Origin of the sequence: Ramlibacter monticola (genome assembly GCF_016722785.1) — a bacterium.
Taxonomy (GTDB): Bacteria; Pseudomonadota; Gammaproteobacteria; order Burkholderiales; family Burkholderiaceae_C; genus Ramlibacter; species Ramlibacter monticola.
The window spans coordinates 38,970-63,118 of sequence record NZ_JAEQNE010000010.1; the positions used below are offsets into that span (position 1 = coordinate 38,970).

Sequence of the window (24,149 nt, forward strand, 5' to 3'; positions counted from 1 at the left end):
CTTGTCTCCGGGGTTTGGAAAGGGATCAGAGATAGATGCGCAGGTGTTCCTCGGCGGCGTACAGGAACACCGTTTCGCCGAGAGAGGGAACTTCGTGGCGGCCCAGCGGCAGCTTGACCATGGCCTCGGGCTGGCCGGGGACGGTGCAGCGCAGCCGCAGGTGGTCGCCGAAATAGAGCACGTCGACCACCGTGGCCTCGAAGGTGTTGGCCTGGTTCAGCACGCCGGTCAGCTCGACCCGCTCGGGGCGGATGCAGCAGACGACGCGGTCGCCGGGCTGCGCGCCGTTGACGTTGACGCCGCTCACCCGCACGCCATTGGGCAGGCCCACGATGCAGCCGCTGCCCGAGCTGCCGGTGACCACGCCTTCCAGCAGGGTGCTGTCGCCGACGAAGCTGGCGACGAAGCGGTTGGAGGGCGTCTCGTACAGGCGGTCGACGCGGTCGATCTGCTGGATCGCGCCGTCGTTGAACACGGCGACGCGGTCCGACATGGTGAGCGCCTCCGATTGGTCGTGCGTCACGTAGACGAAGGTGAGTCCGAGCTGGCGGTGCAACTCCTTCAGTTCCACCTGCATGTGCTCGCGCAGCTGCTTGTCCAGGGCGCCGAGCGGTTCGTCCATCAGTACCAGCTGCGGCTCGAACACCAGCGCGCGGGCCAGCGCCACGCGCTGCTGCTGGCCGCCGGAGAGCTGCGCGGGATAGCGCGAACCGAGCGGCCCGAGCCGCACGCTTTCGAGCGCCTGCGCCACCTTCTTCTTCTGCTCCTCGCGCGGCACCTTGCGCACGGTGAGCGGGTAGGCCACGTTCTGTTCCACCGTCATGTGCGGGAACAGCGCGTAGTTCTGGAACACCATGCCGAAGTTGCGCTTGTGCGGCGGCGTGCGCGTGATCGGCGTGCCGGCCAGGCTGATCTCGCCCTGGGTGGGCGATTCGAAGCCGGCCAGCATCATCAGCGTGGTGGTCTTGCCGGAGCCGGAGGGGCCCAGCAGCGTGAGGAACTCGCCGCGCCGGATCTCCAGGTCGAGGTCGCGCACCACGAGGCTGCTGCCGTCGTAGCTCTTCTGCACGCCGGTGAAGCTCACCAGCGGCGGCTGGACGAGCTTCAGCGCCGGCGCGCGGCCGGAGCCGTCGGCGCGCGCGGCGGGCTCAGGGCGCGCCGACATGGTCCAGCACGCTCGCGAGGATGGCCAGGCCTTCGTCGATGACCGCATCGCTGGCCGTGAGCGGTACCAGGATACGCACCACGTTGCCCCAGGTGCCGCAGGTCAGCAGGATGAGCCCACGCTCCGCCGCGGCCGCGACCACCTTCTTCGCGAGCTCGGCATCGGGCTGCGCGAGCTCGCCGTCGCGGCCGAACTCGATGGCCACCATCGCGCCCAGGCCCCGCACTTCCGCCATGCTGCGGTGGCGGCGGGCCAGGATGCGCAGGGACGTCATCATCTTCTCGCCCAGGTGGCGGGCGCGGGCGAGCAGCTGCTCTTCCTCGAACACCTCCAGCACCGCCAGCGCGGCGGCACAGCCGAGTGGGCTGCCGGCATAGGTGCCGCCCAGGCCGCCGGGCGCCGGCGCGTCCATCACCTCGGCGCGGCCGGTCACGGCGGAGATCGGGAAGCCGCCCGCCAGCGACTTCGCGGACGTGATCATGTCGGGCGCCGCGCCCATCTGCTCGCTGGCGAACCAGGTGCCCGTGCGACCGGCGCCGGTCTGCACCTCGTCGGCGATCAGCAGGATGCCGTGCTGGTCGCACAGCGCGCGCAGCCGCGGGAAGAACTCCGGCGGCGCGACGTGGAAGCCGCCTTCGCCCTGCACCGGCTCGGCGATGATCGCCGCCACCCGCGAGGCCTCGATGTCGTTGCGGAAGATCGCCTCGATCGAGGCGATGGCGTCGTCCACGGAGATGCCGCGCGAGGGCATCGGCCAGGTGGCGTGGAACACGTCGGCCGGGAAGGGGCCGAAGCCGAGCTTGTAGGGAGCGACCTTGCCCGTGAGGCCCAGCGTCATCATCGTGCGGCCGTGGTAGCCGCCGCCGAAGGCGATCACGCCGGGACGGCCGGTGTGGGAACGCGCGATCTTGATCGCGTTCTCCACCGCTTCCGCGCCGGTGGTCAGGAACAGGGTCTTCTTGGCGAACTGCCCCGGCGCCAGCGCGTTGAGGCGCTCCGCCAGTTCGACGTAGGGTTCGTAGGCGAGCACCTGGAAGCAGGTGTGCGTGAACTTGTCCATCTGCGCCTTCACCGCGGCGATCACCTTGGGGTGGCAGTGGCCGGTGTTGAGGACGGCGATGCCGCCGGCGAAGTCGATGAAGCGCCGGCCTTCGACGTCCCACACCTCGGCGTTGGACGCCCGCTCGGCGAAGATCGTGTGGGCATGGCCTACGCCGCGCACGACGGCTGCCTGCCGGCGCGCCAGCAGCGCGGCGTTGGTCAGGTGCTGGTCTCTTTGCATGTCGCTCCTTTGATCTGTCTCAAGTCCCGCGAGCGGGGTGGGGCAGACTGTAGGCAGCGAAGGCGAGGTCTAACATATACAGTTCGACCCGCACAGCGGAAGCACTGTGCAGGCCTCCGACCCAGTACAGATCCCATGTTCACCCTCGACCCGCGATCGGCCACGCCCCTGGTGACCCAGATCGTGGAGGGCTTTCGCCGCCTGATCGAGGAGGGGACGCTGCGCCCCGGCGCCAAGCTGCCCTCGATCCGGCAGTTCGCGGCCTCGCACGCGGTCAGCGTCTACACCGTGGTCGATGCCTACGACCGGCTGGTGGCGCTGGGCTTCTTCGCCTCGCGCCCGCATTCGGGCTTCTTCGTGCGCAGCCGCGCGACCGGCGCGCTGGCCCAGACCAGCACCCGCGGCAACTACACCTTCGACTCGATGTGGTACATGCGCCGGATCTTCGAGAACCGGTCGCTGCGCAGCAAGCCCGGGTGCGGCTGGCTGCCCAACGAATGGCTGTTCGGCGACGGGGTCAAGCGCAGCCTGCGCGCGCTGGCCGCGGAGGAGGCGGACCTGGGCGGCTACGGCGAGCCCAAGGGCTATCCCCCGCTGCGGCAGCTGGTGCGCGACCTGCTGGCGGAGCACCAGGTCAACGCCCACACCGACCAGGTGCTGCTGACGCAGGGCTCCAGCCAGGCGCTCGACCTGGCGGCGCGCCGGCTGGTGCGCGCCGGCGATCCGGTGCTGGTGGAGGAGCCCGGCTACGCCAACCTGCTGTCCTCGCTGCGCTTCCTGCGCGCGCGGCTGGTGGGCGCGCCGCGCACGTCCCAGGGCTGGGACCTGGAGGTGCTGGAGGCGCGGATCCGCGAACACCGGCCCAAGGTGTTCTTCGTGCAGCCGCGGCTGCAGAGCCCCACCGGCTGCAGCGCGCAGCTCGCGCACCTGCACCGCGTGCTGCAGCTGGCCGAGAAGTACGACTTCGTGATCGTGGAGAACGACATCTACGTCGACCTCGATCCGGAACAGAGGCCCTCGCTGGCCAGCCTCGACCAGCTGCAGCGGGTGGTCCACATCGGCAGCTTCTCCAAGACGATTTCGCCCAACATCCGGGTCGGCTACCTGGCGGCTCAGCCGGACCTGCTGGAGGAACTGGCGCAGTTGAAGATGCTCTCCGGCCTGACGTCCTCCGAGTTCACCGAGCGGCTCGCCTATGGCGCGTTGGTGGACGGGCGCTGGCGCAAGCACGTGAAGCACCTGCGCGAGCGGCTCGCGGAGGCGCACCTGCGCACGAGCGCGCAACTGGCGGGACTCGGCTTCGAGCTGTTCTGCGAACCCAAGGCGGGGATGCTGCTGTGGGCGCGGCACCCGGCGATCGCGAATTCCGCGGAGCTGGCCTACAAGGCGGCCGAACAGGACATCCTGCTGGGGCCGGGCCACCTGTTCACCACCGACCTGGCGCCGAGTCCGTGGCTGCGGTTCAACGTGGCTTTCTGCCCCGACAGCGTGATCGACTTCCTGCGCGGCGAAGTCGACCCGGCGCAGCGCCAGGCCGCCTGAGCCTTCACCCATCCACCGGGCGTCCGGGCGCCCGGACGCCCGCGACATGGCCGGCTATCTCGCCACCCTGAGGTGATATTGCGGCCGAGCCAGGGCGGACAGGGGCCGAAACCTATAATCAAAGGTTCAGCTGGACCCTCCATGAGCACTCCCAAATTCACCGTCGCCGACATCCGCCAGACTTTCCTGGACTTCTTCAGGGACAAGGGTCACACGGTGGTCGCCTCGAGTCCCCTCGTGCCGGGCAACGACCCGACGCTGATGTTCACCAACTCCGGGATGGTGCAGTTCAAGGACGTGTTCCTCGGCACGGACAAGCGCCCCTACGTGCGCGCGGCCTCGGTGCAGGCCTGCCTGCGCGCCGGCGGCAAGCACAACGACCTGGAGAACGTGGGCTACACCGCCCGCCACCACACCTTCTTCGAGATGCTGGGCAACTGGTCCTTCGGCGACTACTTCAAGCGCGAGTCGCTGAAGTGGGGCTGGGAGCTGCTGACCCAGGTCTACAAGCTGCCGGCCGACCGGCTCTGGGCCACCGTCTACATCGACGACGACGAGGCCTACGACATCTGGACCCGGGAGATCGGCCTGCCGCCCGAGCGCGTGGTCCGCATCGGCGACAACAAGGGCGCGAAGTACGCCAGCGACAACTTCTGGATGATGGCCGACACCGGCCCCTGCGGCCCCTGCTCGGAGATCTTCTTCGACCACGGTCCCGGCATCCCCGGCGGCCCCCCCGGCAGCCCGGACCAGGACGGCGACCGCTACATCGAGATCTGGAACCACGTGTTCATGCAGTTCGACATGCAGCCCGATGGCAGCGTGAAGAAGCTGCCCGCGCCCTGCGTCGATACCGGCATGGGCCTGGAGCGCCTGGCGGCGATCCTGCAGCACGTGCACAGCAACTACGAGATCGACATCTTCGCCACGCTGATCAAGGCGGCGGCGCGCGAGACCGGCATCACGGACCTCGCCAATCCCTCGCTGAAGGTGATCGCCGACCACATCCGCGCGACGGCCTTCCTGGTCGCCGACGGCGTGATCCCGTCCAACGAAGGCCGCGGCTATGTGCAGCGCCGCATCATCCGCCGCGCGATCCGCCACGGCTACAAGCTCGGACGCAAGACGCCGTTCTTCCACAAGCTGGTGCCGGACCTGGTGGCGCTGATGGGCGAGGCCTATCCGAACCTCAAGGCCTCCGGGCAGCGCGTGATGGAAGTGCTGAAGGCCGAGGAAGAGCGCTTCTACGAGACGCTCGCCAACGGCATGGAGATCCTGGACGCGGCCCTGGCCGGCGACCAGAAGGTGCTGCCCGGCGACGTCGCCTTCAAGCTGCACGACACCTACGGCTTCCCGCTGGACCTGACCAACGACGTCTGCCGCGAGCGCGGCGTGGCGGTGGACGCGGCCGGCTTCGACGCGGCAATGGAGCGGCAGAAGGCCGCGGGCCGTGCCGCCGGCAAGTTCAAGATGGACCGCGCGCTGGAATACGGCGGCGCCGGCAACGTCTTCACCGGCTACGAGCGGCTGGAGGACGAGGCGACGGTGCTGGCCCTCTACCGGGAAGGCACGCCGGTGCAGCAACTGGAAGAAGGCCAGCCCGGCATCGTGGTGCTGGACACCACGCCCTTCTACGCCGAGAGCGGCGGCCAGGTAGGCGACAGCGGCTTGCTTGCCGCGGAGGGCGTGCAGTTCGGCGTGGACGACACGCAGAAGATCAAGGCCGACGTGTTCGGCCACCACGGCACGCAGACGCAGGGCACGTTGAAGGTCGGCGACCGGGTCAAGGCATCCGTCGACATGGCGCTGCGCCAGGCCACCATGCGCAACCACAGCGTCACGCACCTGATGCACAAGGCCCTGCGCGAGGTGCTGGGCGCGCACGTGCAGCAGAAGGGCTCGCTGGTCGACGCGGACAAGACCCGCTTCGACTTCACCCACAACCAGCCGGTGAGCGACGACCAGATCCGCGAGATCGAGAAGCGCGTGAACGCCGAGATCCTGGCCAACCAGGAAACGCTGGCGCGCGTGCTGGAGATCGAGGCCGCCAAGGCGACTGGCGCGATGATGCTGTTCGGCGAGAAGTACGGCGACACCGTGCGCGTGCTGGACATCGGCAGCTCGCGCGAACTGTGCGGCGGCACGCACGTGCGGCGCACCGGCGACATCGGCCTGTTCAAGATCGTGAGCGAAGGCGGCGTGGCCGCCGGCGTGCGCCGCATCGAGGCGGTGACCGGCGCCAATGCGCTGGCCTACCTGCAGGACCTGGAGAGCACGGTGAATTCCGCGGCCGGGGCCCTGAAGGCGCCGGTGCCCGAACTGCAGGCCCGCATCGGCCAGGTGCTGGAGCAGGTCCGTGCGCTCGAAAAGGAAGTGGCGGGGCTCAAGGGCAAGCTGGCTTCCTCCCAGGGCGACGAGCTGGTGAACCAGGCCGTGGACGTCAAGGGCGTCAAGGTGCTGGCGGCGCGGCTCGACGGCGCCGATGCCAAGGCGCTGCGCGAGACCATGGACAAGCTGAAGGACAAGCTGAAGACTGCGGCCATCGTGCTGGCGGCGGTGGACGGCGCGAAGGTGCAGCTGGCGGCCGGCGTCACGGCCGACCGCATGGGCAAGGTCAAGGCCGGCGACCTGGTGAACTTCGTGGCGCAGCAGGTCGGCGGCAAGGGCGGCGGCAAGCCCGACATGGCCATGGCCGGCGGCACCGACGCGAGCAAGCTGCCGGGGGCGCTGGAGTCGGTGCAGGCCTGGGTGGCCGAGCGCATCTAGCGCCACCCCCGCGGGCGCTACGCTTCGCGCTCCCTCTCCCCTTGGCGGGAGAGGGCCGGGTGAGGGCCCGCTACTTCTTCGTGAACACGACGTCCCACACGCCGTGCCCGAGGCGAATCCCGCGGTTCTCGAACTTCGTCAGCGGCCGGTACTCCGGCCGCGGCGCGAACGCATGCGCGCTGTTGCGCAGCTGGTGCTCCGCCGACAGCACCTCCAGCATCTGCTGCGCGTACGGCTCCCAGTCGGTCGCGCAGTGGAGGTAGCCGCCCGCCTGCAGCCGCGGCAGCAGCTTGGCCAGGAAGTGGGGCTGCACCAGCCGCCGCTTGTTGTGCCGGGCCTTGTGCCAGGGGTCGGGAAAGAAGATGTGCACGCCGGCCAGCGCCTCGGGGGCGAGCATGTGCTCCAGCACCTCCACCGCATCGTGCTGCACGATCCGGATGTTGGTCAGGCCCAGGTCGCCGATGCGCTTGAGCAGCGCGCCGACGCCCGGCGTGTGCACCTCGCAGCACAGGAAGTTCTTCTCCGGCATCAGGCCCGCGATGTGCGCCGTCGCCTCGCCCATGCCGAAGCCGATCTCCAGCACCGTGGGCGCGGCGCGGCCGAAGGCCTCGGCCAGGTCGATGCGGGCCGGTTCGTAGGGCAGCAGGTACCGCGGGCCCAGCGTGTCCAGCGCGCGCTGCTGGCCGACCGTGGTGCGGCCCGTCCGCAGCACGAAGCTGCGGATGCCGCGGCGCGGGGGCACGCTCTCGGGCGTGTTCGATTCGTGGCTCATGCCCCGATTGTCCCCTACGGATAGCGCGCGGCCCAGGCGCGCACCGCCCGCTCCAGCAAGCCGGCCACGCCGATGTGCGCATCCACGGGGATGCCCAGCACGCCGGCCGCCCGGGCCAGCGCCGACGCGGGATCGGCCACCTCCACCGCCGCCGCGCCGTTCTGCTTGGACAGCTTCTCGCCGTTGGGCCCCAGCACCAGCGGCGCGTGCAGGTACAGCGGCGTCGCGAAGCCCAGCGCATGCTGCAGCAGGATCTGCCGCGGCGTGTTGTCGACCAGGTCTTCGCCGCGCACCACGTGCGTGATGCCCTGGTCGGCATCGTCGACCACCACGGCGAGCTGGTAGGCGAACAGGCCGTCGGCGCGCTTGAGCACGAAGTCGCCGACCTCCTCGGCCACGTTCTGCAGGTGCACGCCGACCCGCCGGTCGGTCCACGGCACCACGCCCTCGCGCACATGGAATCGCCAGGCCCGCGCCTCCCGCTCGTGCAGGCCGCCGCGGCAGGTGCCGGGATAGACCAGCTCGCCGTGGCGCGTGCGGCCGCGGCCCTGCGCGCGCAGCGCGAGCTCGATGTCCCGCCGCGAGCAGGCGCAGGGATAGGCCTTGCCTTCGGCCACCAGGCGGTCCAGCGCGGCCTGGTATAGGGACTCGCGGCGCGATTGCCACTTGGGCGCTTCGTCGGGCACGAGGCCGCAGGCCGCGAGCTGGCGCAGGATCTCCTCGTCGGCGCCGGGCACCGTGCGGGGTCGGTCGACATCCTCGATGCGCACCAGCCAGCGGCCGCCGTGCGCGCGCGCGTCCAGCCAGCTCGCCAGCGCCGCCACCAGCGAGCCGGCGTGCAGCGGCCCGCTCGGCGAGGGCGCGAACCTGCCGCGGTAAGGCATCAGGCCTTCACCCGGCGCGGTGGCGCTCGAGCAGCGCCGTGCGCGTCGTGGGACTTTCCAGCTGCGCCAGCCACCACTGCAGGGCGCGGCCCGGGCCCAGCGCGCCGGCATTGCGCCACGCGTAGCTCAGGCGGATGGTCCGCCGGCTGCCCCGCTGGATCTCCCGCGCGACCAGCCGGCCCGCCTCGATGTACGGCCGCGCGAGCGGCTCCGGCAGGAAGCCGCCGCCCAGCCCGCGCAGCTGCGCATCGAGCTTCGCCCGCATGTTCGGCATGGTGAGCACGTCCTGGCCCGCCAGCAGGCCGTAGGTGAGGGCGTTGGCGCGCTGCTGCGCGGAATCGGCGACGGCGACGGCGCGGTGCTTGATCAGCACTTCGTCCGGGATGGGCTCGCCGGCGGCGGCCAGCGGATGCTGCGGCGCGACCGCGAAGACGAAGTCGAGGTCGCCCAGTTCATGGCTCGCGATGCCCGGCGTGGTCCCCGGCTCGACCAGCACGCCCAGCGCGAGGTCCGCGCGGCCGGCGGTCAGCGCCTCCAGCGTTCCGCCCAGCGCCTCGTCGCGCAGCCGCAGGCGCGTCGTCGGGGCCAACCCGTAGAAGGAGTCCGCCAGTTCCATGACGGTGGTGCCCGACAGGGTCGTGTCGACCGCGACCGTGAACTCCACTTCCCAGCCGGTCGCGACCCGGCGGACGCGATGCGCCATCGCGTCGATGTCCTGCAGCAGCTGCTGTCCGGCGCAGAGCAGCTCGTTGCCGGCGGCGGTGAGGCGCGCCTGGCGCGAGCTGCGGTCGAACAGCAGCACGTCCAGCGCGTCCTCGAGCTGGCGGATGCGGTAGGTGACGGCGCTGGGCACCAGCCCGAGTTCGCGCGCGGCCGCCGCGAAGCTGCCGTGGTCCGCCACCGCCTGCACGAGACCGAAGGCGTCGGGGGTCAGCACGTCGCGCGGCGAGGCCACATCTCTTCCGTTGTCGTCAGGATTTTTGAATGATGCCATCAAATCCGTGGCCCTTTCGGCACGGCGGGCGAGCCCTAAATTCGTTCCTTCAAAGGACACACCCCACATGCTCACCTTGCGGAAATCCCAGGAGCGCGGCTTCGCCGACCACGGCTGGCTCAAGTCGTTCCACAGCTTCTCGTTCGCCGGCTACTACGACCCCGAGCACATGGGCTTCGGCAACCTGCGCGTGATCAACGAGGACCGCATCGCGCCCGGCACCGGCTTCGGCCAGCACGGCCACCGCGACATGGAGATCATCAGCTACGTGCTGTCGGGCGAACTCGCGCATCGCGACACGCTCGGCAACGTGAAGGCGATCCCGCCCGGCGACGTGCAGCGCATGAGCGCCGGCCGCGGCGTGATGCACAGCGAGTTCAACCACGCGGAGGACCAGACCACGCACTTCCTGCAGATCTGGATCGAGCCGAACGTGCAGGGCATCGAGCCGAGCTACGAGCAGAAGCGCTTCGACGCGGCCGACAAGCGCGGCAAGCTGCGCCTGGTCGCCTCGCCGGACGGCGCGGAGGGCTCGGTGCGGATCCACGCCGACGCGCGGGTGTACGCGGGCCTGTTCGACGGCGAGGAAAGCGCCACCGTCCCCCTCGACCCCGCGCGGCCGGTCTACGTGCACCTCGTGCGCGGCGAGCTGTCCGTCAACGGCACGAAGCTGTCCGGGGGCGACGCCGCCCGGCTGCGGCGCGAGTCGCAGCTCGCCCTGGCCCAGGGCAAGGACGCCGAGGTCCTGGTGTTCGAGCTCACCGGGCAGTGATTTCCATCCACCCCCACCCGCAAAGGAGATTTTCGTGGCAACTCTCGCACCCTCCCATTCCGGTTTCGCGGTGAACGCCGACACGGCGCCGCTCTCGCCGGCGCAGAACGCGCTGGCCTTGGTCGGCCGCGTGCTGCTGGCCTGGCTGTTCGTGCCCGCGGGCTGGGGCAAGATCATGGGATTCAGCGGCACGGTGGGCTACATCGCGTCCAAGGGCGTGCCCCTGCCCGAGGTCTGCGCCGCGATCGCGATCGCGGCGGAACTCGGCCTCGGGCTGGCGCTGCTGGTCGGCCTCAAGGCGCGCTGGGCGGCGATCGGCCTGGCCATCTTCGTCGCGGTGATCACGCCGATCTTCCACAACTACTGGGCCTCCCCCGAGGCGCAGGTGATGATGCAGAAGCAGGCCTTCAACAAGAACCTGGCCATCGTGGGCGGCCTGCTTGTCGTCGCCGCGTTCGGGGCGGGCGCCTTGAGCGTCGACGGCCGCAAGAGGCCCTGAGGATGGCCGGCATCGCCGCTGGCGGGAGGCGCTGACATGGGCATCGCCCTGCAGCTTTCCGGGCACGAGAAGGACCTCGGCGGAGGTTTCCTCGTGCGGCGGCTCCTGCCCGATGCGCGGCAGCGCAGCGTCGGCCCCTTCATCTTCTTCGACCACTTCGGGCCGGCGCAGGAACTGCCCGGGGTGAACCACGACGTGCGGCCGCATCCGCACATCGGCCTGGCCACGGTGACCTACCTGTTCGAGGGCGCGATGACGCATCGCGACAGCCTCGGCAGCACGCAGCTGATCGCGCCGGGCGCGATCAACTGGATGACGGCGGGCCGCGGGATCGTGCATTCGGAGCGCCGGCCCGAGCACCTGCGGGAGGTGGCGTACGTGAACCACGGGCTGCAGCTGTGGACCGCGCTGCCGCTGGCCCACGAGGAAACCGAGCCGGCGTTCTCGCACACGCCGGCCGACGCGATCCCGGAGGTGGCCGTGGGCGACGCGGGGGTGCGGGTGCTGGTGGGCGAGGCCTTCGGCGCGCGCTCGCCGGTGCCGGCCTTGTCGCGGACGCTGTACCTCGACATCCGGCTGCCCGCCGGCGGGCGCATGGAGCTGCCGGCCCTGGAGCAGCAGCAGGCGGTCTACGCAGTCGAGGGCGCGCTGGAGGTCGACGGCGAGCCGCTGGCCACCCGGCGCATGGCGGTGCTGGAGCCGGGGACGGCCGTGGCGCTGGCGGCCCCTGCCGGCGCGCGGCTGGTGCTGGTCGGCGGCGATGCGCTCGATGCGCCGCGGCACATGTGGTGGAACTTCGTGTCCAGCCGGAGGGAGCGGATCCTGGAGGCGAGCGCCGACTGGCAGGCGATGCGCATGGCGGGCGTGCCGGGGGATCCGGAGTTCATCCCGCTGCCGCCGACGCCGCCGACGCCGGCGGAACCGCGGTCTTGACGGCCCTCGCAGTGCGCATCCGCCGCTGCGAGTTGGACGCAGTCGTCAGGGCCTGTTGCCTCCGGGGCCCGCCCCGGTCCTGCGCTCCGCGGAGTCGGACGCCTTGGCCTTCCACGCCGCAGTCTCAGAGGCTGAAAGCGGGTTCACTGCCCGCGTAGACGCAGATCCTTGCAGTGGCAGCGAAAGGGCGCCCACTGACAGCGGTTCCGAAGGCATCGCACGTCGCGCCCGCGCGTCGCAGGGCCGGGACGGGGCTGTCCGCCTCAGCGACATAAAGGGGGAGGCGCGGGCGCGGTCTTCGTTCGGGCCGGGGCTCCCATCCGCGCCGGAGGACAGTCGCTGAGGCGGACAGCCCCGTTCCGGCCCGGCCCGGAGGCAACCGGCCTGCAAGGCTGCGTCCAAAGCGGCGCAACAGCGGGGGAAAGGGACTTTTCACGGACACCCCGCTCCCGTCGCTGTCAAGGGCGGCCGCACCACATCCGTTTTCTAGAATGACGGCATGTTCGTCCACCTCCGCCTGCACTCCGAATTCTCCGTCGTCGACGGCACCAACCGCATCGACGAGGTCATGAAGGCGGCGGCCGCGGACGGCCAGCCGGCGCTGGGCCTGTCGGACCTGAACAACCTCTTTGGCGCCATCAAGTTCTACAAGGAAGGCCGCGGCAAGGGCGTCAAGCCCGTGATCGGTTGCGAGCTGATGCTGCAGGGCCTGGGCGCCGACCCGGCCGTCGTCACCCGCGTGCTGCTGCTGGTGCAGAACCACCGGGGCTACCTGAACCTCTGCGAGATCCTTGCCCGGGCCTGGACGAAGAACGTGGTCCGGGCCCAGGGCGTGGCCCGGCTCGAATGGCTGCAGGAACTGAACGAAGGGCTGATCCTGCTGTCCGGGGCGCAGGCCGGCCCGCTCGGCCAGGCCCTGCTGCAGGGCGACGAGGGCCGCGCCTCCGAACTGGCGCTGCAGCTCGCCGGCCTGTTCCCGCACCGCTTCTACATCGAGCTGCAGCGCGCCGGCCGGCCCGACGACGAGCCGCACGTGGCTGCCGCCGTGCAACTGGCCGCCCGGCTGAGCCTGCCGGTGGTGGCCACCCACCCGGTGCAGTTCACGAAGGAAGACGACTACGAGGCGCACGAGGCCCGCGTCTGCATTTCCGAAGGCGAGATCCTGGGCAACCCGCGCCGGGTGCGCCGCTTCACGCGCGAGCAGTACTTCAAGTCGCAGGCGCAGATGGAGGCGCTGTTCGCGGATCTGCCCTCGGCCGTCGCCAACACGCTGGAGATCGCGCGCCGCTGCAACCTCGTGCTGGAACTGGGCAAGCCGCGCCTGCCCAACTTCCCCACGCCCAACGGCATGCCGGCCGAGGAGTACTTCCGCTACGCCTCGCACGAGGGCCTGAAGGAGCGCCTGCTGCACCTGTTCCCGAAAGAGGCCGAGCGCGAGCAGGTGCGCCCCCGCTACGAGGAACGGCTGGAGTTCGAGCTCGGGATCATCCTGAAGATGGGGTTCCCCGGCTACTTCCTGATCGTGGGCGACTTCATCAACTGGGCCAAGAACCACGGCTGCCCGGTCGGCCCGGGCCGGGGCTCCGGCGCCGGCTCGCTCGTGGCCTACGCGCTGAAGATCACCGATCTCGACCCGCTGCAGTACAGCCTCCTGTTCGAGCGTTTCCTGAACCCGGAACGGGTGTCGATGCCCGACTTCGACATCGACTTCTGCCAGGGCAACCGCGACCGCGTGATCGAGTACGTGAAGGAGAAGTACGGCCGCGACGCCGTGTCGCAGATCGCGACCTTCGGCACGATGGCCGCGCGCGCCGCCGTGCGCGACGTGGGCCGGGTGCTCGACATGAGCTACACCTTCTGCGACGGCATCAGCAAGCTGATCCCGAACAAGCCCGGCACGCACATCACGATCGCGGACGCGCTGGAGCAGGAGCCCATGCTCAAGGAGCGCTACGACCGCGAGGAGGAAGTGCGCACCCTGCTGGACCTGGCGCAGAAGCTCGAAGGCATGACCCGCAACATCGGCATGCACGCGGGCGGCGTGCTGATCGCCCCGGGCAAGCTCACCGACTTCACGCCGCTGTACCAGCAGCCGGGCAGCGATTCCGCGGTGAGCCAGTACGACAAGGACGACGTGGAGGCGGCCGGCCTGGTGAAGTTCGACTTCCTGGGCCTCGCCACGCTGACCATCCTGGAGCTGGCGCGCGAGTTCATCGTGCGCCGCCATCCAAGCCGCAAGGACTTCGCCTTCGAGACGATCCCGCTGGACGACGCGGCCACCTACCGGCTGTTCACCGACGGCAAGACCGAGGCGGTGTTCCAGTTCGAATCCCGCGGCATGCAGGGCATGCTGCGCGACGCGCGGCCCTCGCGGCTGGAGGACCTGATCGCGCTGAACGCGCTGTACCGGCCCGGCCCGATGGATCTGATTCCCACCTTCGTGGCCCGCAAGCACGGCCGCGAGGAGGTGGAGTACCCGCACCCAATGGTGGAGAAGGTGCTCTCGGAGACCTACGGGATCATGGTCTACCAGGAGCAGGTGATGCAGACGGCGCAGGTGCTGGGCGGCTATTCGCTCGGCGGCGCCGACCTGCTGCGGCGGGCCATGGGCAAGAAGAAGGCCGAGGAGATGGCGCAGCACCGCGCGATCTTCCGGGAGGGCGCGGCGAAGAACGGCCTCAGCCAGGACAAGGCCGACGAGGTCTTCGACCTGATGGAGAAGTTCGCCGGCTACGGCTTCAACAAGTCGCACGCCGCCGCCTACTCGCTGCTGGCCTACCACACGGGCTGGTTGAAGGTCCATTTCACGGCGGAGTTCTACTGCGCCAACATGACCATCGAAATGGACAACACCGACAAGCTGAAGGTGTTGCACGAGGACGCGGTCAAGAACTTCGGCATGAGCTTCGAGGCGCCGGACATCAACCGTGGCACCTGGCGCTTCGAGCCGATCTCGGACAAGGTGATCCGCTACGGCCTGGGCGCGATCAAGGGCACCGGCCAGTCGGCCATCGAGGCGATCGTCGCCGCGCGCGAAGAGGGCGGTGCCTTCAAGAGCCTCTACGACTTCTGCTGCCGCGTGGACCGCTCGCGCATCAACAAGCGGACGGTGGAAGCGCTGATCAAGGCCGGCGCCTTCGATTCGCTGCAGCTCAATCGGGCTTCGCTGGTGGCGACCATCGACCGCGCCTACGAATTCGCGGCGGCGCAGGAGGCCAACGCCAACCAGGGCGGCCTGTTCGACCTGGGCGGAGAGGATTCTCACGGCGCCAGCACGCAGGAGCCGGACCTGGTGGAGGCCACGCCCTGGGGCGTGAAGGAGCGGCTGTCGCAGGAGAAGACGGCGATCGGCTTCTACCTCTCGGGCCACCTGTTCGACGAGGTGGAGCGCGAGGTGCGCCGCTTCTGCCGCCGCAAGATCGAGGAGCTGGTGGACACCCGCGAGCCGCTGCTGCTGGCAGGCATCGTGACGGACCTGCGCGTGATCAACGGCCAGCGCGGCAAGCTGGCGCTGTTCAAGCTCGACGACAAGAGCGACGTGATCGAGGCCGCGGCCGACGAGTCGGTGTACAAGCCGCAGTCGGCCTGGTTCAAGGACGACGAGCTGATCGTGGTGCAGGCGAAGCTGCAACCGGACCGCTTCTCCGGCGGCTTCCGCCTCAACGTGCAGCAGATCTGGGACCTCGCCACCGCGCGCTGCCGCTTCGGCAAGTACCTCAAGGTGGCCGTCAACGGCACCGCGCCGGACATCCAGCGCCTGGTGCGCGAATTCCCGCCGAAGAAGGAAATGACGGAGCAGGGCGAACTGCTGCGCGGCCTCCCCGTGCGGCTGGAAGTGCTGCGCGACGAAGCCCGCGCGGAACTGCAACTCGGCGAGCAGGCCAGGTTCTTCCCGACCGACGCCGCCCTGGCCAGCTGGATGGCCCAGGCCTACCAGGGGCAGGCGCAGGTGGTGTACGAGTCTTAGGCCGTCTTTCAACCAAACAGCCGAACGCAGAGGGCGCAGAGGTACGCAAAGGACGCAGAAAAAACCTCTTAAGGAATTTTCTGCGCCCTCTGCGAATCCTCTGCGCCCTCTGCGTTCGGCTGTTTTGGTTTAAGCCCCAACCCCTACGCAGCCTCCTTCTCGATCGGCGCCGCCAAGGTATACCGCCCCTGGATCCGCGCGCGCTGCAGCTTGCGCGACGTGCCTGCCGGGGCGGCGTCGTGGCGGTGCATCACGGTGAGGTTGTTCCACAGCACGATGTCGCCGCGCTGCCACGGGTGGCACAGGGTCACCGCTTCGGCCGTGCCGTAGCTCCAGGCGATGTTCAGCAGCCGCTCGGATTCGGCGATCGGCACGTCCGTGATGCGCGACTCGCGGCGGCTGCCGAGGAACAGCGAGTGCTCGCCGGTCTCGGGCTGCATGATCACCATGGGATGCACGTTGGGGCCGTGCTGCACGGCCAGCCAGCGCAGCCGTGCCTGGAGGTCGGGCGCGATCAGGCGCAGCGCGGCGGGCAGGCAGGCGAACCAGGTCGCACCGCCGCTTTCGGGCACCTGGCGCGCATGCAGCAGGCAGCCGAAGGGCGGCCGCTCGGTCCAGGCGAGGTCCACGCCCCAGCGCGTTTCGCCGGCGCCCAGGTCCGGCAGCGGATCGACCTGGCCGAAGCGCGCGCCGAAGGCGAGCAGGCCCTCGCGATCCAGCCCGTGGCCGCGGAACACCAGAAGGTGCTGGCGCTGCCACAGGGCATAGAGCTGGCGGAAGGCGGCCGCGTCGAGATCGGCGAGCGCCACGTCTTCGACCAGGGCTCCGAAACCGGCCCCCAGGGGTTCCTGGACCATCGACATTTCTCCCTTCTGATCTGCACTTCTGAGTGCGAGTGTTGGCCAGGTCGAGTGCCCGGCGGCGCCCCCTTACCAACGCTTGCAACAGGCCCTGTCAGAAATAGCAGGGCAAGGCCCAGCGGCGGATGCAGGGAATCGGGGCACGATGCCCGCCGCCCCTGTCAGAACTGACAGTGCGCGGGCACAACGGGGTCGGGCTCTCAGCCCTTGGGCCGGAACTCGATGACGACCGGCGAGGGCACGCGGCCGTCCACGTCGCGGGGCAGGGACTCGGTCTTCTGCAGGGCCCGCAGCACCGCGTCGTCCCAGGACTTGACGCCGCTGGAGCGCACCAGCTTGCTCGAGACGATCGTGCCGTCCGGCGACGTGCGGACCTCGACTTCCGCCTTCGGGTTCCCGTCGATGTTGTCGGTGAACGTGATGTTGGGGCGCACCCGGGCGTTGACCTTCGCGCCCCAGCCCGCGGAAGGCCCGGACGCCTTCGCGGCGCTGCCGGTGGAGCCGGGCGCGCCGGTGCCGGCCAGGGCCTGCATGCGCCGCAGGTTGTCCTCGCGCTGCTGCGCGAGCTTCTTCGCGTCGCGAGCCTCCTTCGCTTCCTGCTCCTTGTGCTTCTTCTCTTCTTCCTTGCGCTTCGCCTCGGCTGCGAGACGGGCTTCTTCCTTCTTCTTCGCGAGCTCCTCCTCGCGCTTCTTCTTCGCCTCGAGCTTGCGGCGCTCCTCGCGTTCGCGTTCCAGCTCCGCCCGCTTCTTCTCTTCGACCTCCCGCTTGAGCTCGCGCTCGCGCGCGATCTGCGCGTCGCGCTGCAACTGCGGGTCCGGTTGCGGCGGCGGCGGCTTCACCACGGGCTGCGGCGGGGCCGGCGGCGGCTGCGGCGGCTCGGGCGGCGCCGCTTCCCGCGGCACGGCGGACCACAGCTCGGCCTCCACCGCCACCGACTGGCTTTCGCGCTGCCACTTCAGCCCGGACGCGAGACCGGCGACCAGCAGCGCGTGCGCGACCAGCGCCAGCACCAGGCCGCGGCCCATCGCATCCTGCGGGGGCGGAGCGAATTCGGGGCGGTCGGCGGCGGCGTCCATGGCCGGTTCAGCGGGCGACCTGCACGGACAGGCCGACGCGCTGCACGCCGTTGCGCTGCAGCGTGTCCATCACCTTCACGACGGTCTCGTACTTCACGTTCCGGTCGGCGCTGATCACCACGGCGACGCTGCCGGGCGCCTCCCCGGACTGCGCCTGCAGCACCGCGGGCGCGATGTCGTTCAGCACCAGGGACTGGGTCTTGTCGCCGCTCCTCAGTTGCAGGGCCTCGTCCTTGCCGACCAGCACTTCCACTACCTTGTCCGGCTTGCGCGAGGCCTTGCCCACGGTGGGCAGGTCGATCAGGCTCGGCGTGATGAGGGGCGCGGTCACCATGAAGATGATCAGCAGCACCAGCATGACGTCGATGAACGGGACCATGTTGATCTCGTTCATCGTGCGGCGGCCGCGGCCGCGCTGTGCGACGGCCGGCATGTCAGTGCCCCGAGGCGGACTGGGCGCCGAGGTTGCGCTGCAGGATGTTGGAGAACTCCTCGATGAAGGTCTCCAGCTTGATGGCGACGCGGTCGATGTCGCGGGCGAAGCGGTTGTAGGCCACCACCGCCGGGATGGCGGCGAACAGGCCCAGCGCGGTGGCGACCAGCGCCTCGGCGATGCCGGGCGCCACGGTGGCCAGCGTCACCTGCTGCAGGGCGCCCAGGCCGGTGAAGGCGTGCATGATCCCCCACACGGTGCCGAACAGGCCGACGTAGGGCGAGACCGAGCCGACCGAGGCCAGGAAGGACAGGTGCATTTCCACCACGTCGAGTTCGCGCTGGAAGCTCGCGCGCATCGCGCGGCGGGCGCCATCGAGCAGGGTGGCGGCATCGGCGATGCGGCGCTCGCGCAGCTTCTGGTACTCGCGCATGCCGGAGGCGAAGATGCGCTCCATGGGGCCGGCCAGCTTGGCGTTCTGCGCAGCGGCCGCGAACAGGTCGTTGAGGCTGGTCCCGGACCAGAAGTCGCGCTCGAACTCCTCGTTCTTGCTATTCACCCGGCGCAGCGCGAACAGCTTGCCGAAAATGGCCGCCCAGCTCGTGATGGACACGAACAGCAGCAGCAGCATCACCAGCTGCACGACGAGGCTGGCCCCCAGCACGAGCTGCAGGATGGACAGGTCTTGGTTCATTCGCTTCTGAGGACTCCGAGGATGGCCGGGGGGATGCGGCCCGGCCGCAGCGTCTTGTCGTCGACCCAGCCGATGCGGATCGTGCCTTCGGCCAGCAGGGTGTCGCCGCGACGGGCTTGCTGACCGATTATCAGAGACGCTTTGCCAAGCTCTTTCAACTCGGCCGTAACAATAAGTTCGTCGTCGAGTTTCGCCGGCGCCACATAGCGCACGTAAGTCTCGCTGACGATGAAGATGCCGCCCACCTCCTCGCGCAGCCGGCTCTGCGCCAGGCCCAGCGAGCGCAGCCATTCGGTGCGGGCGCGCTCGAAGAACTTCAGGTAGTTGGCGTAGAAGACGATGCCGCCCGCGTCGGTGTCCTCCCAGTAGACGCGGACCGGCCAGGCGAAGGCCGTCATCGCAGCAGGGCCTCGAGCCGCGTCGCCGCCTCCTGCAGCTGCGCCATCGAATTGGCGGTGGAGAAGCGGATGAAGCGGCCGGTGTCGGCATGGCCGAAGTCGCGGCCGGGCGTCACGGCGACGTGGGCGCGCCGCATCACCTCGAAGGCGAAGTCCCAGCTGCCCTCCACGCCGAGGCGCTGCGCCGCGTCGGCGCAGTCGGCCCACGCGTAGAAGGCGCCGTCGGGCACCACGGGCACGGCGAGGCCCATGGCCTGCAGCTGCGGGATGAACCAGTCGCGGCGGGCCTGGAATTCGGCGCGCCGGCGCTCGTACTCGGCGATGCTCTCCGGCTCGAAGCAGGCCAGCGCCGCGTGCTGCGCCACCGTGCTGGGGCAGATGAACAGGTTCTGCGCCAGCCGCTCCAGCGGCGCGACCAGCACTTCCGGCACCACCAGCCAGCCGAGGCGCCAGCCGGTCATGTTGAAGTACTTCGAGAAGCTGTTGATGCTGATCACCTGGTCGTCCAGCGCCAGGGCCGTGTGGCCGAAGGTGTCGTCGTAGGACAGGCCCAGGTAGATCTCGTCCAGCAGCGTGATGCCGCCCTTCGCCTTCACGAAGCCGTGGATCCTGCGCAGTTCGTCCGGGTGGATCGAGGTGCCCGTGGGATTGGAGGGCGAGGCCAGCAGCACGCCGCGGGTGCGCGGGCCCCAGTGCTCCTCCACCTTGGCGGCGCTGAGCTGGTAGCGTTCGGCGGCCGTCGTCGGGATCAGCACCGCGTCGCCCTCGGCGGCGCTCACGAAGTGCCGGTTGCAGGGGTAGCTCGGGTCCGGCATCAGGATCTCGTCGCCGGCCTCGATCAGCGCCAGGCAGGCGAGCTGCAGCGCCGCGGAGGCACCGGCGGTGACCACGATGCGGCTGGCCGGCACGGCCACGCCGAAGCGTTCGCGGTACCAGCCGCTGATGCGCTCGCGCAGGGCGTGCAGGCCGGTCGCGTCGGTGTACTGGGTGCGGCCGTCGCGGATCGCCCTGGCGGCGGCTTCCTGCACCAGCGGCGGCGCCGTGAAGTCCGGCTCGCCGATGTTCAGGAAGATCATGGGGCTCGCGCTGCGCGCCACTTCGCGCGCCAGCTGCGAAGCCGCCTTGGCGACCTCCATCACGTAGAAGGGCTCGATGCGCTCGGCGCGCCGCGCGAGTCTCATGCTGCCTGGCCCGGTCCTCGGGGGTGGGTCATCCCCTCGCCTTTCCGGTGGCGCGGTCGGCTTCCACTTCGACCGAGCGCAGCTGCGGCGCCAGGCCATTGAGCACGCCGTTGACGTACTTGTGGCCGTCGGTGCCGCCGAACTCCTTGGCCAGCTCGATGCACTCGTTGAGCACGACGCGCCAGGGCACGTCGGGGGCGTGCAGGAATTCGTAGGTGCCGATCCACATCACGGCCCGCTCGATCGGCGAGATCTCTTCCAGCTTGCGATCGAGCAGGGGCACGATCAGCGCGTCGAGCTCGCCCGACTCGCGGATGCAGCCGTGCAGGAGGGCGTCGTAGTGCACGGCGTCGGCCTTGTGGAAACCCGACAGGCCGCGGGTGAACTGGTCGATGGACTCGGGGTCCTGCCGGCCCACCAGGTGCTGGTACAGCGCCTGCACGGCGAACTCGCGGGCGCGGCTGCGCGGCGGCTTGGTGGAGGATTTGCGGGGAGGCGTCGTCGTCATCCGATGTCGTCCACGAGGTTGGCCATCTCGATCGCGACGAGGGCGGCGTCGCGGCCCTTCTCGACCTGCCGCGCCAGCGCCTGCTCCATGTTCTCGGTGGTGAGGATGGCGTTGGCGATGGGCAGCTGGTAATCGAGCGCCACGCGCGTCACGCCCGCGGCCGATTCGTTGGAGACCAGCTCGAAGTGGTAGGTCTCGCCGCGGATCACGCAGCCCAGCGCCACCAGCGCGTCGTAGCCGCCCTTTTCGGCCATGGCCTGCAGGGCGATCGGCACTTCCAGCGCACCGGGGACCAGCACGTGGTCGATGTTGCGTTCCTGCACGCCGCGCTTCAGCAATTCCGCGCGGCAGGCCTGCGCCAGCGCGTCGGTCACGCCCTGGTTGAAGCGCGCCTGCACGATGCCGATGACCAGCTCCTTGCCGTCCAGCCGGTCGGCCGTGCCCTTGTCTGCACCAAACATGAAAACCCTCGAGATTCGTTAGTCGGGCCGGTGGATGTAGCCGGCCACTTCCAGGCCGTAACCGGCCATGCTGGGCATGCGCCGCGGCGTGCCCATGAGGTTCATCCGCTGCACGCCCAGCTCGCGCAGGATCTGAGCGCCCACGCCGTAGGTGCGCAGGTCCATGCGCCCGCGCTCGGGCGCCTGCGACGCGCGCGCGGTGCCGTCGAACTGCGCCAGCAACTGCTCCGCGCCCTCGCCGCAATTGAGCAGCACCGCGACGCCGCGGCCCGTCGCCGCGATGTGCTTCAGGCTCTGGTCCAGGGTCCACGAATGCATGGACCGGTTCAGCTCCAGCGCGTCCAGCACCGACAGCGGCTCGTGCACCCGCACGGGCACTTCCTGGCCCGCGTCCCAGCTGCCCTTGACGAGGGCGATGTGCAGGCCCTGGCTCGGCTGGTCGCGCCAGGCATGCGCCACGAACTCGCCGTAGGCCGTGAGCATGGGCCGCTGGCCGATCTTGCGCACCAGGCTTTCGTTGGCGCTCCGGTAGTGGATCAGGTCGGCGATGGTGCCGATCTTCAGGCCGTGTTCGGCGGCGAACAGCTGCAGGTCCGGCAAGCGCGCCATCGTGCCGTCGTCCTTCATGATCTCGCAGATCACGGCGGCGGGCGTCAGGCCCGCCATGGCGGCCAGGTCGCAGCCGGCTTCGGTATGGCCGGCGCGCATCAGCACGCCGCCGTCCACCGCCTGCAGCGGGAAGATGTGGCCCGGCTGCACCAGGTCCTGCGCCTTCGCGTCGCGCGCCACCGCGGCCGCCACGGTGCGGGCGCGGTCGGCGGCGGAAATGCCGGTGGTGACGCCCTCGGCCGCCTCGATCGAGACGGTGAAGGCCGTGCCCATCTTGGTGCCGTTGCGCGCCACCATCGGCGGCAGCCGCAGCAGCTCGCAGCGCTCGCGGGTCAGCGTCAGGCAGATCAGGCCGCGGCCGAAGCGCGCCATGAAGTTGATCGCTTCCGGCGTGACGTGTTCGGCCGCCAGCACGAGGTCGCCCTCGTTCTCGCGGTCCTCCTCGTCGACGAGGATCACCATGCGGCCGGCCTTCATCTCGGCGACGATTTCCTCGACGCCGGAGATGGCGACGGGGGCGAGGGGAGTGCGCGCGTTCATTGCGGGCCCTTTCCGGCGCCCAGCATGCGTTCGACGTAGCGGGCGATGAGGTCGATCTCCAGGTTCACGCGGGCGCCGGCCTTCAGCACGTGCAGCGCCGTGTTTTCCACCGTGTGCGGGATCAGGTTGATGCTCAGCTCGGTGCCGTCGGCGCGGTCCTCGATGGTGTTGACCGTGAGGCTGACGCCGTTGACCGTGATCGAGCCCTTGTAGGCGAGGTACTTGCCCAGCGCCTGCGGGGCCAGGATGCACAGTTCCCAGCTCTCGCCCACCGGCGCCATCCGCGTCACGCTGCCGACGCCGTCGACGTGGCCGGACACGAGGTGGCCGCCCAGGCGGTCCTGCGGGCGCAGCGCCTTTTCCAGGTTCACCGGGCCGGGCTGCGCGAGGCCGGCGGTCTTGTCCAGGGATTCGGCCGAGATCTCGATGGTGAAGCGGCCCGCATTGGCGTCCAGCGAGGTCACCGTCATGCAGGCGCCGTTGAGCGCGATGCTGTCGCCCAGCCCCACATCGTCCAGGTAGCCTGCCGGCGCGGTGACGGTCAGCCGCTTGCCGTGCTGCTGCGAAGATCCGAGGTCGTCGATGGCGGCGATACGCCCGACGCCGGTGATGATGCCGGTGAACATCCCGCTATTGTCGCAGGTACGGAACGGCGACCTCCGCGGCGGGGCTAGAAGACGGCGCGTCCCGGGATGCGGGCCAGCATCCGGAGGTCCGCCCCGACGCGTTCGCAGGGGCCGAATTCAAGCGCCACGCCTTGGGCGAGCTCCTCCAGCGGCCCGATGTTCACCATGCCCCGCCCGCTTCCCAGCAGCTTCGGCGCCAGGTAGACCAGGAACTCGTCGACCAGCCCCTCGCGCAGCAGCGAGCCGTTGAGCTTGAATCCCGACTCCACGTGCAATTCATTGACGCCGCGGCCGGCCAGGTCCCGCAGCAGGGCCGCCAGATCGACCTTGCCGCCCGGGCCGGGCAGGTGGGTGACGTGGGCGCCGCGCGCTTCCAGGGCCGCCTGCGCTTCGGGCTGTTGCTCCGCCGCGTAGATCCAGACCGGGCGCTGCGGCACCCCGAACAGCGCCGCGTCCGGCGGCGTGTGCAGGCGGCTGTCGACCACCACCAGCGGCGGCTGCTTGCCGACCGGGGCCAGCCGCACGTCCAGCCGCGGGTCGTCGTCCAGCACGGTGCCGATGCCGGTGAGCAGGGCGCCGGCGCGGGCGCGCCAGCCGTGGCCGTCGGCGCGGGCCGCCTCGCCGGTGATCCACTGGCTGCGGCCGTTGGCCAGCGCGGTCTGGCCGTCGAGGGAGGCCGCGATCTTCATGCGCACCCAGGGGCGGCCGCGCACCATGCGGCTGAAGAAGCCGATGTTCAGTTCGCGCGCCTCGGCGGCCCCGGGGCCGGTCTCCACCGCCACGCCCGCGGCCCGCAGCCGGGCGAAGCCCTGGCCGGCCACCAGCGGGTTGGGATCGGTGAGGGAGGCGACCACCCGCGCGATGCCGGCGCTGGCCAGCGCGTCGCAGCAGGGGCCGGTGCGGCCGTGGTGGGCGCAGGGCTCCAGCGTCACCCAGGCGGTGGCGCCGCGCACGTCGTGTCCCCGGGCCGCGGCATCGCGCAGGGCCATGATCTCCGCGTGGGCCTGGCCGGCGGGCTGCGTGTGGCCCTGGCCGAGGACCGTGCGGCCGTCGGCCGCGACGATCACGCAGCCGACGCGGGGGTTGGGTTCGGTGTGGCCGACGGCGCGCGCGGCGAGCGCGAGCGCCTGGTCCATCGGGTTATCGGACATCCGGGCATTGTGCGGGAGGGCGGGCGCCCCCCTCGC

22 protein-coding genes are annotated in these 24,149 nt (G+C 70.2%); 6 read left to right on the forward strand and 16 right to left on the reverse strand.

The annotated features are described in order from the left end of the window. Positions 1–25: 25 nt before the first annotated feature. Entirely contained in the window at positions 26–1,165 is a 1,140-nt protein-coding gene (locus JJ685_RS27085) for an ABC transporter ATP-binding protein (protein WP_201677505.1), read from the reverse strand. After that, on the reverse strand, positions 1,149–2,447 hold the full coding sequence (gabT, locus tag JJ685_RS27090; protein WP_201677506.1) for a 4-aminobutyrate--2-oxoglutarate transaminase: 1,299 nt from the start codon (positions 2,445–2,447) through the stop codon (positions 1,149–1,151). The genes JJ685_RS27085 and gabT overlap by 17 nt, the downstream gene beginning before the upstream one ends. A 135-nt stretch (positions 2,448–2,582) precedes the next feature. Here gabT and JJ685_RS27095 point away from each other — a divergent pair, with 135 nt between their 5' ends. Together JJ685_RS27095 and alaS are read left to right on the forward strand one after the other, a co-directional pair. Further along, complete coding sequence (locus tag JJ685_RS27095) at positions 2,583–3,989, forward strand: aminotransferase-like domain-containing protein (protein WP_201677507.1); 1,407 nt, start codon at positions 2,583–2,585, stop codon at positions 3,987–3,989. 141 nt (positions 3,990–4,130) lie between these two features. Next, a complete protein-coding gene (alaS, locus tag JJ685_RS27100; RefSeq protein WP_201677508.1) occupies positions 4,131–6,755 on the forward strand; it encodes an alanine--tRNA ligase in 2,625 nt (874 codons plus the stop codon). Positions 6,756–6,825: 70 nt separating this feature from the next. On the opposite strand, the gene trmB is transcribed toward alaS, so the two are convergent. From trmB to JJ685_RS27115, 3 genes are read right to left on the reverse strand one after another with little or no spacing between them, the layout of a single operon-like run. Continuing rightward, positions 6,826–7,527, reverse strand: a complete 702-nt coding sequence (gene trmB, locus JJ685_RS27105) for a tRNA (guanosine(46)-N7)-methyltransferase TrmB (protein WP_201677509.1) — start codon at positions 7,525–7,527, stop codon at positions 6,826–6,828. A gap of 14 nt (positions 7,528–7,541) precedes the next feature. Then, entirely contained in the window at positions 7,542–8,411 is an 870-nt protein-coding gene (gene gluQRS / locus JJ685_RS27110; protein ID WP_201677510.1) for a tRNA glutamyl-Q(34) synthetase GluQRS, read from the reverse strand. A gap of 7 nt (positions 8,412–8,418) precedes the next feature. Next, positions 8,419–9,366 carry a LysR family transcriptional regulator gene (locus JJ685_RS27115; protein ID WP_201677511.1) on the reverse strand — a complete coding sequence of 316 codons (948 nt, stop codon included), beginning with the start codon at positions 9,364–9,366 and terminating at the stop codon, positions 8,419–8,421. 106 nt (positions 9,367–9,472) lie between these two features. Here JJ685_RS27115 and JJ685_RS27120 point away from each other — a divergent pair, with 106 nt between their 5' ends. From JJ685_RS27120 to dnaE, 4 genes are all read left to right on the forward strand, one after another. Then, positions 9,473–10,177: a pirin family protein gene (locus tag JJ685_RS27120; protein ID WP_201677512.1), complete on the forward strand. Its 705-nt coding sequence runs from the start codon at positions 9,473–9,475 to the stop codon at positions 10,175–10,177. A gap of 70 nt (positions 10,178–10,247) precedes the next feature. Next, positions 10,248–10,676: a DoxX family protein gene (locus JJ685_RS27125; RefSeq protein ID WP_201677617.1), complete on the forward strand. Its 429-nt coding sequence runs from the start codon at positions 10,248–10,250 to the stop codon at positions 10,674–10,676. A 36-nt stretch (positions 10,677–10,712) separates the two neighbouring features. Beyond that, positions 10,713–11,609 (forward strand): pirin family protein, encoded by an 897-nt coding sequence (locus tag JJ685_RS27130; protein ID WP_201677513.1) that lies wholly within the window; start codon positions 10,713–10,715, stop codon positions 11,607–11,609. 499 nt (positions 11,610–12,108) lie between these two features. Continuing rightward, positions 12,109–15,576, forward strand: coding sequence for a DNA polymerase III subunit alpha (dnaE, locus tag JJ685_RS27135; RefSeq protein WP_201677514.1), 3,468 nt, complete (start codon positions 12,109–12,111; stop codon positions 15,574–15,576). 143 nt (positions 15,577–15,719) lie between these two features. On the opposite strand, the gene JJ685_RS27140 is transcribed toward dnaE, so the two are convergent. From JJ685_RS27140 to ribD, 11 genes are all read right to left on the reverse strand, one after another. Further along, complete coding sequence (locus JJ685_RS27140; RefSeq protein WP_201677515.1) at positions 15,720–16,439, reverse strand: TauD/TfdA dioxygenase family protein; 720 nt, start codon at positions 16,437–16,439, stop codon at positions 15,720–15,722. 197 nt (positions 16,440–16,636) lie between these two features. Then, a complete protein-coding gene (gene tolA / locus JJ685_RS27145; RefSeq protein WP_201677516.1) occupies positions 16,637–17,512 on the reverse strand; it encodes a cell envelope integrity protein TolA in 876 nt (291 codons plus the stop codon). Positions 17,513–17,519: 7 nt separating this feature from the next. Then, on the reverse strand, positions 17,520–17,945 hold the full coding sequence (locus JJ685_RS27150; protein WP_201677517.1) for a biopolymer transporter ExbD: 426 nt from the start codon (positions 17,943–17,945) through the stop codon (positions 17,520–17,522). Position 17,946: 1 nt separating this feature from the next. After that, positions 17,947–18,639, reverse strand: coding sequence for a protein TolQ (tolQ, locus tag JJ685_RS27155; RefSeq protein ID WP_201677518.1), 693 nt, complete (start codon positions 18,637–18,639; stop codon positions 17,947–17,949). Further along, entirely contained in the window at positions 18,636–19,037 is a 402-nt protein-coding gene (gene ybgC, locus JJ685_RS27160) for a tol-pal system-associated acyl-CoA thioesterase (RefSeq protein WP_201677519.1), read from the reverse strand. Before ybgC ends, tolQ begins: the two co-directional genes overlap by 4 nt. Then, entirely contained in the window at positions 19,034–20,218 is a 1,185-nt protein-coding gene (locus JJ685_RS27165; RefSeq protein WP_201677520.1) for a pyridoxal phosphate-dependent aminotransferase, read from the reverse strand. Before JJ685_RS27165 ends, ybgC begins: the two co-directional genes overlap by 4 nt. Before the next feature lie 28 nt (positions 20,219–20,246). Beyond that, on the reverse strand, positions 20,247–20,726 hold the full coding sequence (gene nusB, locus JJ685_RS27170; protein WP_201677521.1) for a transcription antitermination factor NusB: 480 nt from the start codon (positions 20,724–20,726) through the stop codon (positions 20,247–20,249). Beyond that, positions 20,723–21,187: a 6,7-dimethyl-8-ribityllumazine synthase gene (gene ribH / locus JJ685_RS27175; protein WP_201677522.1), complete on the reverse strand. Its 465-nt coding sequence runs from the start codon at positions 21,185–21,187 to the stop codon at positions 20,723–20,725. Before ribH ends, nusB begins: the two co-directional genes overlap by 4 nt. Positions 21,188–21,205: 18 nt before the next feature. Next, complete coding sequence (gene ribBA, locus JJ685_RS27180) at positions 21,206–22,336, reverse strand: bifunctional 3,4-dihydroxy-2-butanone-4-phosphate synthase/GTP cyclohydrolase II (protein WP_201677523.1); 1,131 nt, start codon at positions 22,334–22,336, stop codon at positions 21,206–21,208. Further along, complete coding sequence (locus tag JJ685_RS27185; protein ID WP_201677524.1) at positions 22,333–22,962, reverse strand: riboflavin synthase; 630 nt, start codon at positions 22,960–22,962, stop codon at positions 22,333–22,335. Before JJ685_RS27185 ends, ribBA begins: the two co-directional genes overlap by 4 nt. 44 nt (positions 22,963–23,006) lie before the next feature. After that, entirely contained in the window at positions 23,007–24,113 is a 1,107-nt protein-coding gene (gene ribD, locus JJ685_RS27190) for a bifunctional diaminohydroxyphosphoribosylaminopyrimidine deaminase/5-amino-6-(5-phosphoribosylamino)uracil reductase RibD (RefSeq protein WP_201677525.1), read from the reverse strand. Positions 24,114–24,149: the final 36 nt, after the last annotated feature.

Coding starts and splice junctions, on each gene's coding strand:
- JJ685_RS27085 (WP_201677505.1), bottom strand. CDS start 1,165: ATGTCGGCGCGCCCTGAGCCCGCCGCGCGCGCCGACGGCTCCGGCCGC.
- gabT (WP_201677506.1), bottom strand. CDS start 2,447: ATGCAAAGAGACCAGCACCTGACCAACGCCGCGCTGCTGGCGCGCCGG.
- JJ685_RS27095 (WP_201677507.1), top strand. CDS start 2,583: ATGTTCACCCTCGACCCGCGATCGGCCACGCCCCTGGTGACCCAGATC.
- alaS (WP_201677508.1), top strand. CDS start 4,131: ATGAGCACTCCCAAATTCACCGTCGCCGACATCCGCCAGACTTTCCTG.
- trmB (WP_201677509.1), bottom strand. CDS start 7,527: ATGAGCCACGAATCGAACACGCCCGAGAGCGTGCCCCCGCGCCGCGGC.
- gluQRS (WP_201677510.1), bottom strand. CDS start 8,411: ATGCCTTACCGCGGCAGGTTCGCGCCCTCGCCGAGCGGGCCGCTGCAC.
- JJ685_RS27120 (WP_201677512.1), top strand. CDS start 9,473: ATGCTCACCTTGCGGAAATCCCAGGAGCGCGGCTTCGCCGACCACGGC.
- JJ685_RS27130 (WP_201677513.1), top strand. CDS start 10,713: ATGGGCATCGCCCTGCAGCTTTCCGGGCACGAGAAGGACCTCGGCGGA.
- dnaE (WP_201677514.1), top strand. CDS start 12,109: ATGTTCGTCCACCTCCGCCTGCACTCCGAATTCTCCGTCGTCGACGGC.
- JJ685_RS27140 (WP_201677515.1), bottom strand. CDS start 16,439: ATGTCGATGGTCCAGGAACCCCTGGGGGCCGGTTTCGGAGCCCTGGTC.
- tolA (WP_201677516.1), bottom strand. CDS start 17,512: ATGGACGCCGCCGCCGACCGCCCCGAATTCGCTCCGCCCCCGCAGGAT.
- JJ685_RS27150 (WP_201677517.1), bottom strand. CDS start 17,945: ATGCCGGCCGTCGCACAGCGCGGCCGCGGCCGCCGCACGATGAACGAG.
- tolQ (WP_201677518.1), bottom strand. CDS start 18,639: ATGAACCAAGACCTGTCCATCCTGCAGCTCGTGCTGGGGGCCAGCCTC.
- ybgC (WP_201677519.1), bottom strand. CDS start 19,037: ATGACGGCCTTCGCCTGGCCGGTCCGCGTCTACTGGGAGGACACCGAC.
- JJ685_RS27165 (WP_201677520.1), bottom strand. CDS start 20,218: ATGAGACTCGCGCGGCGCGCCGAGCGCATCGAGCCCTTCTACGTGATG.
- nusB (WP_201677521.1), bottom strand. CDS start 20,726: ATGACGACGACGCCTCCCCGCAAATCCTCCACCAAGCCGCCGCGCAGC.
- ribH (WP_201677522.1), bottom strand. CDS start 21,187: ATGTTTGGTGCAGACAAGGGCACGGCCGACCGGCTGGACGGCAAGGAG.
- ribBA (WP_201677523.1), bottom strand. CDS start 22,336: ATGAACGCGCGCACTCCCCTCGCCCCCGTCGCCATCTCCGGCGTCGAG.
- JJ685_RS27185 (WP_201677524.1), bottom strand. CDS start 22,962: ATGTTCACCGGCATCATCACCGGCGTCGGGCGTATCGCCGCCATCGAC.
- ribD (WP_201677525.1), bottom strand. CDS start 24,113: ATGTCCGATAACCCGATGGACCAGGCGCTCGCGCTCGCCGCGCGCGCC.